12 protein-coding genes are annotated in these 12,370 nt (G+C 47.0%); 3 read left to right on the top strand and 9 right to left on the bottom strand.

Annotated elements, in window-relative coordinates; translation table 11 throughout:
* Nucleotides 1–514: 514 nt before the first annotated feature.
* Nucleotides 515–1,948 (top strand): phosphoglucomutase/phosphomannomutase family protein, encoded by a 1,434-nt coding sequence (locus JGK07_RS12810; protein WP_293176776.1) that lies wholly within the window; start codon nucleotides 515–517, stop codon nucleotides 1,946–1,948.
* 288 nt (nucleotides 1,949–2,236) lie between these two features.
* Here the strand turns inward: JGK07_RS12810 and JGK07_RS12805 are convergent, their stop codons facing one another.
* On the bottom strand, nucleotides 2,237–2,707 hold the full coding sequence (locus JGK07_RS12805; RefSeq protein WP_293176780.1) for a hypothetical protein: 471 nt from the start codon (nucleotides 2,705–2,707) through the stop codon (nucleotides 2,237–2,239).
* Between the two features lie 180 nt (nucleotides 2,708–2,887).
* Between JGK07_RS12805 and JGK07_RS12800 the strand changes: the two genes are divergently transcribed.
* Nucleotides 2,888–3,100, top strand: coding sequence for a helix-turn-helix transcriptional regulator (locus JGK07_RS12800; RefSeq protein ID WP_193974409.1), 213 nt, complete (start codon nucleotides 2,888–2,890; stop codon nucleotides 3,098–3,100).
* A gap of 58 nt (nucleotides 3,101–3,158) precedes the next feature.
* Here the strand turns inward: JGK07_RS12800 and JGK07_RS12795 are convergent, their stop codons facing one another.
* Together JGK07_RS12795 and JGK07_RS12790 are read right to left on the bottom strand one after the other, a co-directional pair.
* Nucleotides 3,159–3,377, bottom strand: coding sequence for a type II toxin-antitoxin system HicB family antitoxin (locus JGK07_RS12795; protein ID WP_293144835.1), 219 nt, complete (start codon nucleotides 3,375–3,377; stop codon nucleotides 3,159–3,161).
* A 62-nt stretch (nucleotides 3,378–3,439) separates the two neighbouring features.
* Nucleotides 3,440–3,910 (bottom strand): hypothetical protein, encoded by a 471-nt coding sequence (locus tag JGK07_RS12790; protein ID WP_293176782.1) that lies wholly within the window; start codon nucleotides 3,908–3,910, stop codon nucleotides 3,440–3,442.
* Between the two features lie 200 nt (nucleotides 3,911–4,110).
* Between JGK07_RS12790 and JGK07_RS12785 the strand changes: the two genes are divergently transcribed.
* Nucleotides 4,111–4,305, top strand: coding sequence for a hypothetical protein (locus JGK07_RS12785; RefSeq protein ID WP_236506337.1), 195 nt, complete (start codon nucleotides 4,111–4,113; stop codon nucleotides 4,303–4,305).
* Nucleotides 4,306–4,352: 47 nt separating this feature from the next.
* Here JGK07_RS12785 and JGK07_RS12780 read toward each other — a convergent pair whose 3' ends face one another.
* The 6 genes from JGK07_RS12780 to psaA all read right to left on the bottom strand — a co-directional run bounded on the left by JGK07_RS12780 (nucleotide 4,353) and on the right by psaA (nucleotide 11,731).
* Nucleotides 4,353–4,889, bottom strand: a complete 537-nt coding sequence (locus JGK07_RS12780; protein WP_293176786.1) for a hypothetical protein — start codon at nucleotides 4,887–4,889, stop codon at nucleotides 4,353–4,355.
* A 2-nt stretch (nucleotides 4,890–4,891) separates the two neighbouring features.
* Nucleotides 4,892–6,247 carry a ParA family protein gene (locus JGK07_RS12775; protein WP_293176787.1) on the bottom strand — a complete coding sequence of 452 codons (1,356 nt, stop codon included), beginning with the start codon at nucleotides 6,245–6,247 and terminating at the stop codon, nucleotides 4,892–4,894.
* Nucleotides 6,248–6,310: 63 nt separating this feature from the next.
* Nucleotides 6,311–6,517: a hypothetical protein gene (locus JGK07_RS12770; RefSeq protein ID WP_293212219.1), complete on the bottom strand. Its 207-nt coding sequence runs from the start codon at nucleotides 6,515–6,517 to the stop codon at nucleotides 6,311–6,313.
* A complete protein-coding gene (locus JGK07_RS12765; protein WP_293212221.1) occupies nucleotides 6,514–6,858 on the bottom strand; it encodes a hypothetical protein in 345 nt (114 codons plus the stop codon). Before JGK07_RS12765 ends, JGK07_RS12770 begins: the two co-directional genes overlap by 4 nt.
* Before the next feature lie 241 nt (nucleotides 6,859–7,099).
* Nucleotides 7,100–9,328 carry a photosystem I core protein PsaB gene (gene psaB, locus JGK07_RS12760; protein WP_293176793.1) on the bottom strand — a complete coding sequence of 743 codons (2,229 nt, stop codon included), beginning with the start codon at nucleotides 9,326–9,328 and terminating at the stop codon, nucleotides 7,100–7,102.
* Nucleotides 9,329–9,436: 108 nt separating this feature from the next.
* The gene (psaA, locus tag JGK07_RS12755; protein ID WP_293176795.1) at nucleotides 9,437–11,731 is read right to left on the bottom strand and encodes a photosystem I core protein PsaA; all 2,295 of its coding nucleotides are present in this window, start codon (nucleotides 11,729–11,731) and stop codon (nucleotides 9,437–9,439) included.
* Nucleotides 11,732–12,370: the final 639 nt, after the last annotated feature.

Raw genomic sequence — 12,370 nt, 5'->3', positions numbered from 1 at the left:
CGTAAGCCAAGAACATCGGGAGCCGGATGCGGTGAAAATCGCACGTCCGGTTCTAACTGAGAGGGGCGGGGAATAATATCCCCCCTCGACTCAACCAGACACGCTCGCTTGGTCGCGAGCAAGTCTCGAAGCCAGCTATTCTGACCAGCCTAAGTCTTAACTGACTACGTTATTTAGGTCACGACACCCTGTGGATGCGAAGCTAGTCCCCTGCTCTGTCGTTTGCAATTAAACAGTTCTAAAGTCACTGGAACAGTGTTGCAAGCCCAACAAGCCCTGATAACATTGGCGAAGCTAACATTACCCCGTAAGGGAGACCCAACAAAGGCAACCATTATGCGTACAGGATTGTGAAGCTTGAAATGGTAATTGTCCCATTGAAAGTACATTACAAAAGTACACCTAGTCAAACAATCCCAAGGCGGTAATGGAAAAATTCAAGGCGGTTTCAACCGCCTGGTCGTTTTCCTCTCAGGTCTAAAGACTCTGAGTTTCCCACTTACCGAGCTTTTTTATGAGCGCCAGCAATTCAACAGAAGAAATCAAGTTCGGAACCGATGGGTGGCGGGGACTGATTGCCCATGACTTTACTTTTGCCAACGTGCGAAAAGTCACCCGGGCGATCGCCAGCTACCTCGAAACCGCTTACACCAAAGACCGTCCAGTGCTAGTATCCTACGATACCCGCTTTTTGGCAGACGAGTTCGCCCGCACATCGGCGGAAGTCTTGGCAGATTTGGGATGGACGGTGATGGTAGTCGATCGAGATTGTCCGACACCAGTTATCGCCTACAGCGCCAAGCATCTCAACTCCGCAGGAGCCCTGATGTTCACGGCTTCGCACAATCCCGCACCTTACTGCGGCATCAAATACATCCCCGACTACGCAGGGCCGGCAACCCCGGAAATTACGGATACCATTGTGGCAAATATTACTGGTGCTTCTGATGCCCCAGCCATAGGCAGCCACAACGATAAAATCTCCACTTTTGACCCGAAACCTGAATATCTGAAGTTTCTTTATACTTTGATTGATGTGGAGCGGATTCGCTCTGCTAAGTTGAAGGTGAAGTACGACGCTCTTTATTCGACTTCTCGCGGCTATCTCGACGGTGTTTTGGAACACTGCGGCTGCGATGTGGAAAGTTTTCACACCTACCGCGACGTGCTGTTTGGGGGCGGAATGCCTGAACCCAAGGGCGAACAGTTAGTCGAGTTGGTGGAAGCTGTTAAGAAGGATTCAGCCGATTTAGGTTTGGCTACGGATGGCGATAGCGATCGCTTTGGTATTGTTGATGAGTTGGGTAATGTCTTGACTCCGAATACCGTGTTGTTGCTGTTGGCGCGTCACTTGGTTAAGAATAAAGGCTTGACTGGGGCGATCGTCCGTACCGTCGCAACTACCCATTTGCTAGATAATATGGCCGCCAAATACGGTTTAACAATCTACGAAACCGCAGTCGGCTTTAAATACATCGGCGAAAAGATGCGAGAAACAGCCGTGCTCATCGGTGGCGAAGAGTCTGGCGGTTTGAGCGTTTTGGGTCACATCCCCGAAAAAGATGGGATTTTGGCTGATATGCTAGTTGCTGAGGCGATCGCCTACGAAGGCAAACCGCTATCTCAGCTAGTAGAAGAAGCCATCAAAGAAGCCGACGGCCCCCTGTACAACAAACGCTTGGACTTACACCTAGAAGAAGCGCACAAAGCAGCCGTTTTGGACTCTTTTACCAAGAATCCACCCACGGAAATAGCGGGTATTGGCGTTAAGGAAATCGGCCGCAAAGACGGAATTAAACTGTATCTTGAAGACGGCGGTTGGGTATTGCTGCGGCCTTCGGGAACGGAACCTTTGATGCGCGTTTACATGGAAACCAACTCTGTGGAAAAAGAAACCAAAGTTGCCGAGTACATGGAAAAGGTAATTGCCAAGTTAGAACCTGCTTAAGTTTCAATTTATCCTAATGCGGGGTTTTTCTCCTAAGCTTTGAGATTGTAGGGTGCGCGCCGCGCACCTTACGTATTTTTGATAGATCTTGCCAAGCTTATGAACATTATATATCTGGTATTACTTCGTTTCCAATTACTTAAATTATCTGCGTCGCATCTGTGTTTATCCGTCTGACATCTGCGGTTTCTGTACCAATCAAAGACTTATGCAATCGGTATATTAATCATCAATACTTGTCCGCCACCATTGACAAACAAATCAAAATTATCAGTATTCGATCGCACTTTAAAATCTTTCCATCAAATCTTTTTCTTGGGAATAAACATCTCGTAGCTGTTGCAGCCCTGAAGCAGAAATCACCGATTTAAGTTTAGCTACCAACATTCCCCACTCCAGCAAGCTGTCAACTGACACAGCCTCTTTGAACTTGTGCGTATAGAATTTAGTCCAAAATCCCGGTGCTAGCTTGCTTTTCCAGCGTTTGTACCATCTGCCAAAATCTTGAGGGGAAGGCGGATTGACTCGTAAGATTGGGGGAAAATCGGCGTAGCTGACAAACCGGCTGATGCCTTTGGCGTGGACATACACCATGTAGCGGCAGCATTCGATCCGGTAAATGTCGTCTGTTGAGATGTTGAACAGCAGTGCTACTGTGTCTTCTGTGACGAATCTCGCCAGCGGATGCAGGATTGGAGATTTGTGAATTATCTTGGATTCTGCGATCGTCCGCGATTTTGCCGGAGTTTCTGATATCATGGCTAGTATACCTCTGGATATGGTTAGTAGACTTCTGGATATGGCAAATGCGCTTTTGATAGAAAGAAATAATCTGTCTAGATTGAGTTTTTAAGACGATCGCCCTTTAGTTTTCGAGGCCGGGGGGCGATCGCTCTTTACATATACAATTATACGACGCAATTGCATCAACTGTCAAGCATGGGTTTAGTCAGGCTAAAAATTCGGGAACTAGCTGCTGAGAAGGGCTGGACGCTTAAGGAAGTATCCGATCGTTCTGGGGTAATTTATAGCACCGTCAGAAGCTATGCTCGTCGTCCTGAAATGGCAATGGTTGACTTTACTTGCCTGCGGAGGTTAGCTCGAACTTTTGATGTGATGATTGAGGATTTGGTTGAGGTTTTGGAGGAATAGGGCGGCTTTTTAGATATCTAATATTCAACGACAGCAGATTTTCGGCTTGGGATTCTACTCAGGCAATTTGAAGAATGCTAGGTTCCGGGATGGGCGAACCTTCTTCCTGCCAAGCTTCTAGATACATTTCGATCACTTCTTCGCCATGTCGGATAGCTGCTTCGCGGGTTTCACCGTGTGTACAGGGCATAATCACGCGATCGGCAAATTCTGGAATCGTCACTAAGAAAAGTTGATCTTCGTCAGACCATTGGACGATCGTACTGTATCGATTCATCGCCATTTATTTTAATTTTTCCTTTCCTCATTCTCGCAGTTCTTCGTCGGTCGATCGCATATTCAAAAATTTTCCCGCCAATATTTTTCGTATACATAAGCATCTCGCAGTTGCTGCAATGCTATTGCTGAAAACAGGGATTTCACTACAGCTACCAAGAGACCCCATGCAAGCTGTTTATCCGCAGTAATAGCGTTTTTGAATTGATGGGTGTAAAACTGTGTCCAAAAATTAGGTGCTTTTTTGCCTTTCCAGCGTTTGTACCATCTGCCAAAGTCTGGAAGTTTCGGCAATTCTACTCCTAAAATTGGTGGAAAATCAGCATAGCTGACAAACCGGCTGATGCCTTTGGCGTGGACGTAGACCATGTAGCGACAGCATTCGATGCGGTAAATCTGGTCTGTTGAGATATTGAACAGCAGTGCAACTGTTTCTTCGGTGACAAATCTTGCCAAGGGGTGAAGGACTGGGGACTTGTGGAGAATTTTTGAGCAGGCGAGGGTGCTTGATTTTAGCTGGAATGCTGCTATCATGATGGATAACTTAGACAGTTGATACCTGTCTAGATAAGTTTTAAAGGCGATCGCCGCTAAGTTGTCAAGACCGGGGGCGATCGCCTTTTTGTATTTTTTACACTATAGCATGATTAACTATGATTAGTCAAACATTATCATACTTAATCTGACTTAGGATGCTAACATCAAGAAAAGTTATTAATAGTTGATTATTCTTCGTGGCAAAAACTAATACGGCGATCGCGGTCAGTTCCGTGATTAAGGAAGTCATTCAAAAACAAGCCCAAGCGACCAGACTCACCCAGAAGGAAGTCGTGTACTTGGGAATGCTGGCAATTGATGCACTCGACAAGGAAAGTCGCCAAGAGTTGGCGGACAAGGTGCATCAGATGCAAGTTAATGGTGAGATTTGAGGGGTTCAGAGCGATCAAACTTCTCAAAACTTCAAGAACTGGCGAGCTTAGCTTTTTGATTGCTTGTATGCTCTTAGCCAATTTAAGCCCCGCTTAGCACCTAGTTTTTTCTGCATATCTTCCAGAGAACTGTAAACACGCCGATCGCGGATCAGCTTTGCGTATCCATCTTTAACTCCAGGGATTGAGGTAAGGTCAGATTTTGGATTGTTAATAAAATCCAAGAAATCTGTAATATCTTGAGGCTCAACAACCCTTTCATTCAACTTTGACTGCAAAAGTGCTTGTTCAATAGCCTTTTCTGCTTCTGGTTGTTTAGCTGCAATTAGAAATACCCAAATTCGCTCAAGCTCTGCTTCAACTGCTGCTTCATAGATTGGTAGCCCAGTTAGCAAGTGGTATTTGTCTTCCTCATCAGTAATACAAACGATTGGCAGGGCCAAGTTAAATTCCCACACCTTTAAGCTTTCGGAAACTTTTTTTAAATCAGACTTTGAAATTCCAGATTTTTCTTGAGAAACCTTTATCTGATTTAAAACAACAAGGCTAGGCTGACTCTCAATACCCGTATAAAATTTGACCATTTCTACATTCCTACTGAACTTTCAATCTGATTTATTCTTGTCATTATCTGTTGGGTTAATGCTGAGAATTGCGTTGCAACTTCGGCTGCTCCTTTATTATGTTCAGCAAACAAAGAGATAGGCTGACGTACTTGAGATGCTTGACCAACAGCAGCAGCTCTCTTTATTTCTTGCAGAATCGTGAGTCCCTGAAATCTTTGCTGTACTGACTGCTTAATTGTAGTATGGATTTTCACATTTTTTTCTGTCATCATTGGTACAATTCCCAGAATTACTCCCCGCTTTCCCATTTCCTCTTGAACTTCTTTAGCTCGGCTAATTGGGGTTCTGATGCCATAGACTGAAAGATATTCCATCTGGGATGGGATAACCACATATTGAGCTGCATAGAGTCCATTGCTAGTGATCGTAGTAGCGCTTGGCGGTGTGTCTATAAGTACATAATCATAATCATTAGCTATACCGGATTGTTGCAAAGCCTTATTTAATCGCTTTTCACGAATACCGATTAAGTTGGCGAGAGCAGAATCTTTGGTTTTATAGCTACTGGGTAAAACATCAATTTTCCCAGAACAGCCTGTTTTACTAAAAACTTTATTAATAGGGGAACTCTTGATATATTCTTTGTACTTAAAACTTGGGGTGTCATAGTCTTTCAAAAACTCTATAACTTCTTTTCTATCCAGAAAAGAATCCAAAACTGTGTCAAATTCTGCTAAGGTAGAAGCTTTGTCAAACTCATCAGCTTTGTTGACCCCCAAGGATAGGCTAGCATGGGCTTGATCGTCTAAGTCAATAACTAAAACTCTGTTACCTAATTTTGCCAGCTCATAGGCAATGTTGACAACCAAAGTAGTTTTACCAACCCCGCCCTTGGATGTATGAATTGCAATTGTACGCATTTTAACTATATCCAAAAAAAATCTAACGAAATTTGCTACTGGTTGAACTTGTTCTGGGTTTTCTATATTGTGCTTACACTTTAGTGTCGCACTCCCTTGTGTATATTCGTAAATCTCAACTGAAAATGGGTCAATCAGTATCCCAAATCTTGTACGAGAGTATTTCAGATATTTTTCTAATTGAATGCGAGCTTCCGCATTAAGTTTGGTTTTAGCCGTCTTAATTTCAACCAGAAAGTTAATATACCTACTCAAATCTTCAACTAAGAAATCAACCTCTTTTTGAGTCGAAACTATCTGACCATTGGTAGTCAGCCTGGGTACTTTAACCTTAAACTCTGGAATCCAGTGAGAATAACTACTCTTGCGAGGCAAACCCGCCATCTCCAGCATTGTCTGAACCAGATGCAGAGACACATAAGCCTCATTATTCCAGTCAGAAGACAGTTGAACCATGTTGAAAACTCAGGCTTTTCTCTATTATTACCCAAAATGAGGTTTAGAGGATCGATCGCACTTTTATTCCTGCTTGACAGACTCAGCCAACCGCTTCGCATTCTCCCGCCGATGAACATTAATCGGACTATTGCGAATATCAGCTTCTACCATTGCAATTAGTTCATCTAGTGTTTGAGTCCAAGCTTCCAGCATTCGGTTGCTGTCTCGAAGCATGGCGACAGTGTTCTTAACTTTTTCCGGTTCGGGAAGTTGTCTTTGCTCACTCATAGTATGTTCCAATCCCTTTTAGCTTCTTCAACACTTGCCAATGACGCATCAAGCGCTACTTGTCCTTGCTCAATGCTGCGATACAGTAAATCCAGCATAGCAGAGGAGGCGATCGGCTGATCCTCAGCAATCCGCAGTAACAATGTGTATAAACGAGAGTAAGGCTCTCTGAGCCGTTCTGCGGCGTTTTGAAGCTGATCTAAAACCGTAGCAGTTGCTTCGATCTCGCCATACTGCTCAAAGATGGCAAATTCTGCTGATTTGGCTTCGTCAATTCCTGCTAAAAGTCGCTGTTGCAAATTCAAGATATTAGCAATTGTTTCCTGGGCTAACTTCGCCATAAAAAAATACTCTTCACTCTCAACATTTAACAAACATATAGCAACCGCCAGGATGGTTAGGACGTTTTTGAATATAGTCGTGGGGTGGGGGCAGGTTTCGATCTTTTGTCAATCGGTGTCAAAGATTTTGGCGAACCTGCCCCTACTATACTAACGGTCTTGGCGGTTCCTATATCAAAAAAAAATCCCCCGCCCGAAGGCAGGGGATTTAATTTAATTACCTAGAAACCAGAGTTCAGAGTTATCCGAATTTCCCGGCCGTCGAGGCAATTACAAAGGCTGCGTAAGTGAAGACGTTGCCCACAGTAAAGTGAACTAAGCCAACCAAACGACCTTGGACGATCGACAAAGCAACAGGCTTGTCTTTCCAGCGAACCAAGTTGGCCAAAGGAGTGCGCTCGTGAGCCCAAACCAAGGTTTCGATCAACTCTTGCCAGTAACCTCTCCAAGAGATCAGGAACATGAAACCAGTTGCCCAAACTAGGTGTCCGAATAAGAATATCCAGGCCCAGACTGACAGGTTGTTAGTACCATACGGGTTGTAACCGTTGATCAACTGAGAAGAATACAGCCAGAGGTAATCGCGGAACCAGCCCATCAGGTAGGTAGAAGACTCATTGAACTGAGCGACGTTACCTTGCCAGATGCCTAGGTGCTTCCAGTGCCAGTAGAACGTTACCCAAGCTAGGGTGTTCAACATCCAGAAGACAGACAAGTACATCGCGTCCCAAGCAGAGACATCGCAGGTACCGCCACGGCCGGGGCCGTCGCAAGGGAAAGCATAACCGAAGTCTTTTTTGTCCGGCATCAGCTTAGAACCGCGTGCATCCAGAGCGCCCTTGACCAAAATCAAGGTGGTGGTGTGCAAGCCAAGTGCGATCGCATGGTGAACCAAGAAATCGCCAGGTCCGATCGCCAAGAACAGAGAATTTGTACTACTGTTGATTCCTTCCAACCAGCCTGGGAGCCATACGTTGCCGTAGTTTGGCCAAGCAGTCGCCGCAATGCTGTCTGGGTTAGAAAGTAGCACGTCCATGCCGTACAGAGCCTTCCCGTGAGCAGCTTGGATGAACTGTGCGAACACTGGTTCAATCAAGATTTGCTTTTCAGGAGTTCCGAAAGCGACTACAACGTCGTTGTGAACATACAAGCCGAGAGTGTGGAAGCCCAAGAACAGCGACACCCAGCTCAAGTGAGAGATAATCGCTTCTTTGTGCTGCAACACGCGATCGAGCACGTTGCCTTTATTAGCTTCAGGATCGTAGTCCCGCACCAAGAAGATAGCTCCGTGGGCGAAAGCACCGACCATGATGAAACCAGCAATGTACTGGTGGTGCGTGTACAACGCAGCCATTGTCGTATGATCCTGCGCTATGAAAGCGTAAGGAGGCATCGCGTACATATGCTGAGCGACCAAGGAGGTGATTACACCTAAAGCAGCGAGGTGAAATGCCAGTTGGAAGTGCAGCGAGTTGTTGTAGGTTTCGTAAAGGCCTTGGTGAGGCAGGTTGAACTGACCTTCACTCTTACCGCCTACCAAACCAGCTTTTGAATCCAACATCTCTTTGATGCTGTGACCGATACCGAAGTTAGTCCGGTACATATGACCGGCAACGATAAACAGAACTGCGATCGCCAAATGGTGATGAGCAATGTCTGTGAGCCACAGGGATTCTGTTTGAGGGTGGAAGCCGCCCAAGAAAGTCAGAATTGCAGTTCCAGCGCCTTCGGCAGTACCGAATACGTGGCTTGCTGCATCTGGGTTCTCGGCGTATACGCCCCAATTACCAGTGAAGAACGGAGCCAAACCAGCCGGGTGAGGAGGGGTAGACAAGAAGTTTTCCCAACCTACGTGCTGTCCGCGAGATTCGGGGATAGCAACGTGAACCATGTGACCAGTCCAGGCCAAAGAGCTGACACCGAACAAACCAGCCAAGTGGTGGTTGAGGCGAGATTCAGCATTCTTGAACCAAGACAAGCTCGGGCGGTACTTCGGCTGGAGGTGCAACCAACCTGCGAACAGCATGACAGAAGCCAACAGTAGCAAGAAGATAGCTCCTTGATACAAGTCGCCATTTGTCCGAACCCCTTGGGTGTACCACCAGTGGTAAACACCAGAGTAGGAGATGTCCACTGGGTTAGAAGCGCCCGCTTGAGTGAAAGCTTCTACTGCTGGAGCACCGAATTGAGGGTCCCAAATCGCGTGAGCGATCGGGCGGACGTTTAGAGGGTCTTTAATCCACTGTTCAAAGTTACCTTGCCATGCTACGTGGAACAGGCTGCCCGAAGTCCACAAGAAAATGATTGCTAGGTGGCCGAAGTGAGAAGCAAAAATCTTTTGGTAAAGATTTTCTTCGGTCATGCCATCGTGGCTTTCAAAGTCGTGCGCTGTGGCAATCCCGTACCAGATCCGCCGTGTGGTCGGGTCTTGGGCAAGGTCTTGGCTAAATTTTGGAAATTTCGTTGCCATAAGCCTTGATTAATCCTGAATCCTGAACGTTGAAGAGGTTCGGTTCCGAGGTTTGGATTCTGGGTTTGAGATTGCTCCCAAATCCTGAATCCAAAACCTAAAGGTAGTTTACCCTACCGAGATGATTCGCGCTAGGAAAAATGCCCACGTAGTGACAATTCCTCCTAGGAGGTAGTGAGCTACGCCCACAGCCCGACCTTGAGTAATGCTCAGAGCGCGAGGCTGAATGGAAGGAGCTACCTTGAGCTTGTTGTGAGCCCAAACAATGGACTCAATCAGTTCTTGCCAGTAGCCGCGGCCGCTGAACAGGAACATCAAGCTGAAGGCGAACACGAAGTGTCCAGCTAGGAACATCAGACCGTAGGCCGACAGTGCCGAACCGTAGGACTGAATTACTTGAGAAGCTTGCGCCCACAAGAAGTCCCGCAGCCAGCCGTTAATCGTGATCGCACTTTGTGCGAAGTTGCCGCCGGTGATGTGAGAAATTGTGCCGTCTGGCGATACTGTTCCCCACACGTCCGACTGCATTTTCCAGCTAAAGTGGAAAATCACGATCGAGATGCAGTTGTACATCCAGAACAAGCCGAGGAACACGTGATCCCAACCAGAAACTTGGCAGGTACCGCCACGGCCTGGGCCGTCGCAAGGGAACCGGAAGCCTAAGCTGCCTTTGTCAGGAACCAAGCGAGAACTGCGTGCGAACAACACGCCTTTCAAAAGAATCAGAACTGTAACGTGAATGGTGAAAGCGTGGATGTGGTGGATCATGAAATCCGCCGTACCCAACTCGATCGGCATCATCGCTATTTTGCCACCGACTGCTACTGCACCGCCGCCAAAAGCGTGGCTGACGATTTCCATAGCATTAGGCGCTGTGTTACCTGGTGCCAAAGCGTGGATATTTTGTACCCATTGGGCAAATATCGGACGCAATTGGATACCGGTATCTGAGAACAAATCTTGAGGACGACCGAAAGCTCGCATTGTATCGTTGTGAACGTACAAACCGAAGCTGTGGAAGCCTAAGAATATGCAAACCCAGTTAAGGTGAGAGATGATTGCATCTCTATGGCGGAGTACGCGGTCGAGCAAGTTATTAACGTGCTGAGCCGGATTGTAATCCCGCACCATGAAAATTGCTGCGTGAGCTGCTGCTCCAACAATCAGGAATCCGCCAATCCACATGTGGTGGGTGAACAGGGATAGCTGAGTTGGGTAGTCAGTCGCGATGTACGGATACGGAGGCATCGCGTACATATGGTGAGCCACGAGGATGCTGATAGAGCCCATCCAGGCCAAGTTCCACGACAGTTGGGCGTGCCAAGACTGCGTGAAGATTTCGTACATCCCCTTGTGGCCTTCGCCAGTGAAGGGGCCTTTGTGAGCTTCCAAAACTTCTTTGAAGCTGTGGCCAATGCCCCAGTTAGTACGGTAGAAGTGTCCGGCGATGATGAACAACACTGCCAACGCTAAGTGATGGTGTGCTGTATCGCTCAGCCACAAACCGCCTGTGGTGGGGTTCAGACCACCTTTGAAAGTCAGGAAGTCGCTGTAGGCGCCCCAGTTGAGGGTGAAGAAGGGCGTTAAACCTTGAGCAAAGCTGGGGTAGATGTCAGCCATCAAGGCTGAGTTGAAAAGCCACTCGTGTGGCAGTGGGATATCGGCAACTGTTTTAATCAGTTTGCCACCTACTGTCAACGGTGAGCCTGCATCGATCGCGTCCATGCAAGCGTTGATCGGCAGAGCAACGTGAATTTGTTGTCCTGCAAAGCCCAAGCATCCGCAGCCTAGCAAACCTGCCAAGTGGTGGTTCATCATCGATTCTACGTTCTGAAACCATTCCAGTTTCGGAGCGCGGACGTGATAGTGGAACCAACCGGCAAATAGCATCAGGGCTGCCATTACCAAGGCGCCGATCGCAGTGCAATATAGCTGGTATGAGTTAGTGATGCCGTTGGCGCGCCACAGTTGGAACAAACCAGAGGTGATCTGAATCCCGTGAAAGCCGCCGCCTACATCTGCATTTAAAATTTCTTGACCAAAAATCGGCCAAACCACTTGAGCGCTGGGCTTGATGGCTGTAGGATCTGTCAGCCAAGCTTCGTAGTTGGAGAATTTAGCGCCGTGGAAATATGCGCCGCTCAACCATACGAAAATTACTGCCAAGTGGCCGAAGTGAGCGCTAAAGATTTTGCGCGAAACGTCTTCTAAATCACTTGTATGACTGTCGAAGTCGTGAGCGTTAGCGTGGAGGTTCCAAATCCAAGTGGTGGTTTTTGGCCCCTTAGCTAGAGTGCGATCGAAATGACCTGGTTTTGACCACTTCTCGAAGGAAGTTGGAACCGGATCTTTATCGACTACTACTCTAACTTTTACCTCTCGCTCTGGAGGACTAATGGTCATGAAGACTCTCCTCTCGATAAGACAAGGAACGAGAACTGAATACTGTATCTGACACTCCCCACGCTTAATTAGGCGGGGGATTCTCGGTTCCCCGAAACAGCTTGCACTTCGCTCTTTCCAGAGTTACACGCAGGTCGATCGTCTCCCCAAGCATTTTGCTTCTTTGTAAAGAAGCCAGTTCCCCAGTGTCGCTAACAATGTCCCTGGGTACTGCCAACTCTTCTCGCCAGAGCTGCCGATCGCCTCCTGGATTTAGGTTTGATGCGGCTGCTCCTTTTGAGGGAGTTTTATGAATTATAAGCCTGCTAGAGAAGTATTAATCGCTTGTTAACAATACTTAAAAAAGCCTCAATTCTTGATGCAATTACCCCCTTTAATTTCCACAGCCCCTCAAAAAAGTCAAGGGGTATTGCCATTAAGTTTACAAAACTCAAAGATAAAGCAATTGAGGAATACTCATTTATAGAGAGATGTTTAAGAAAATGGCTGGGGCAGTTATTAGTGGGATCGGATTGGTTGCCGGCACAGCCTGAATCCGCGACACAGGGGGCCCCCCAATTGCCGATCGGCAATTCGGCAATACTAAATTCAGTTTTGGGCTATAGTTCCCTATGAGAAGGCTTCTAGGAGTATAGTTGC

The organism is Microcoleus sp. PH2017_24_DOB_U_A (genome assembly GCF_020738205.1).
Classification (GTDB): Bacteria; Cyanobacteriota; Cyanobacteriia; order Cyanobacteriales; family Microcoleaceae; genus Microcoleus.
Note: the sequence above shows the minus strand (reverse complement) of the source record. Positions and strands in the feature narration are given on the sequence as shown.

Coding starts and splice junctions, on each gene's coding strand:
- psaB (WP_293176793.1), bottom strand. CDS start 9,328: ATGGCAACGAAATTTCCAAAATTTAGCCAAGACCTTGCCCAAGACCCG.
- JGK07_RS12800 (WP_193974409.1), top strand. CDS start 2,888: ATGGGTTTAGTCAGGCTAAAAATTCGGGAACTAGCTGCTGAGAAGGGC.
- JGK07_RS12780 (WP_293176786.1), bottom strand. CDS start 4,889: ATGGTCAAATTTTATACGGGTATTGAGAGTCAGCCTAGCCTTGTTGTT.
- JGK07_RS12790 (WP_293176782.1), bottom strand. CDS start 3,910: ATGATAGCAGCATTCCAGCTAAAATCAAGCACCCTCGCCTGCTCAAAA.
- JGK07_RS12805 (WP_293176780.1), bottom strand. CDS start 2,707: ATGATATCAGAAACTCCGGCAAAATCGCGGACGATCGCAGAATCCAAG.
- JGK07_RS12795 (WP_293144835.1), bottom strand. CDS start 3,377: ATGAATCGATACAGTACGATCGTCCAATGGTCTGACGAAGATCAACTT.
- JGK07_RS12770 (WP_293212219.1), bottom strand. CDS start 6,517: ATGAGTGAGCAAAGACAACTTCCCGAACCGGAAAAAGTTAAGAACACT.
- JGK07_RS12765 (WP_293212221.1), bottom strand. CDS start 6,858: ATGGCGAAGTTAGCCCAGGAAACAATTGCTAATATCTTGAATTTGCAA.
- psaA (WP_293176795.1), bottom strand. CDS start 11,731: ATGACCATTAGTCCTCCAGAGCGAGAGGTAAAAGTTAGAGTAGTAGTC.
- JGK07_RS12775 (WP_293176787.1), bottom strand. CDS start 6,247: ATGGTTCAACTGTCTTCTGACTGGAATAATGAGGCTTATGTGTCTCTG.
- JGK07_RS12810 (WP_293176776.1), top strand. CDS start 515: ATGAGCGCCAGCAATTCAACAGAAGAAATCAAGTTCGGAACCGATGGG.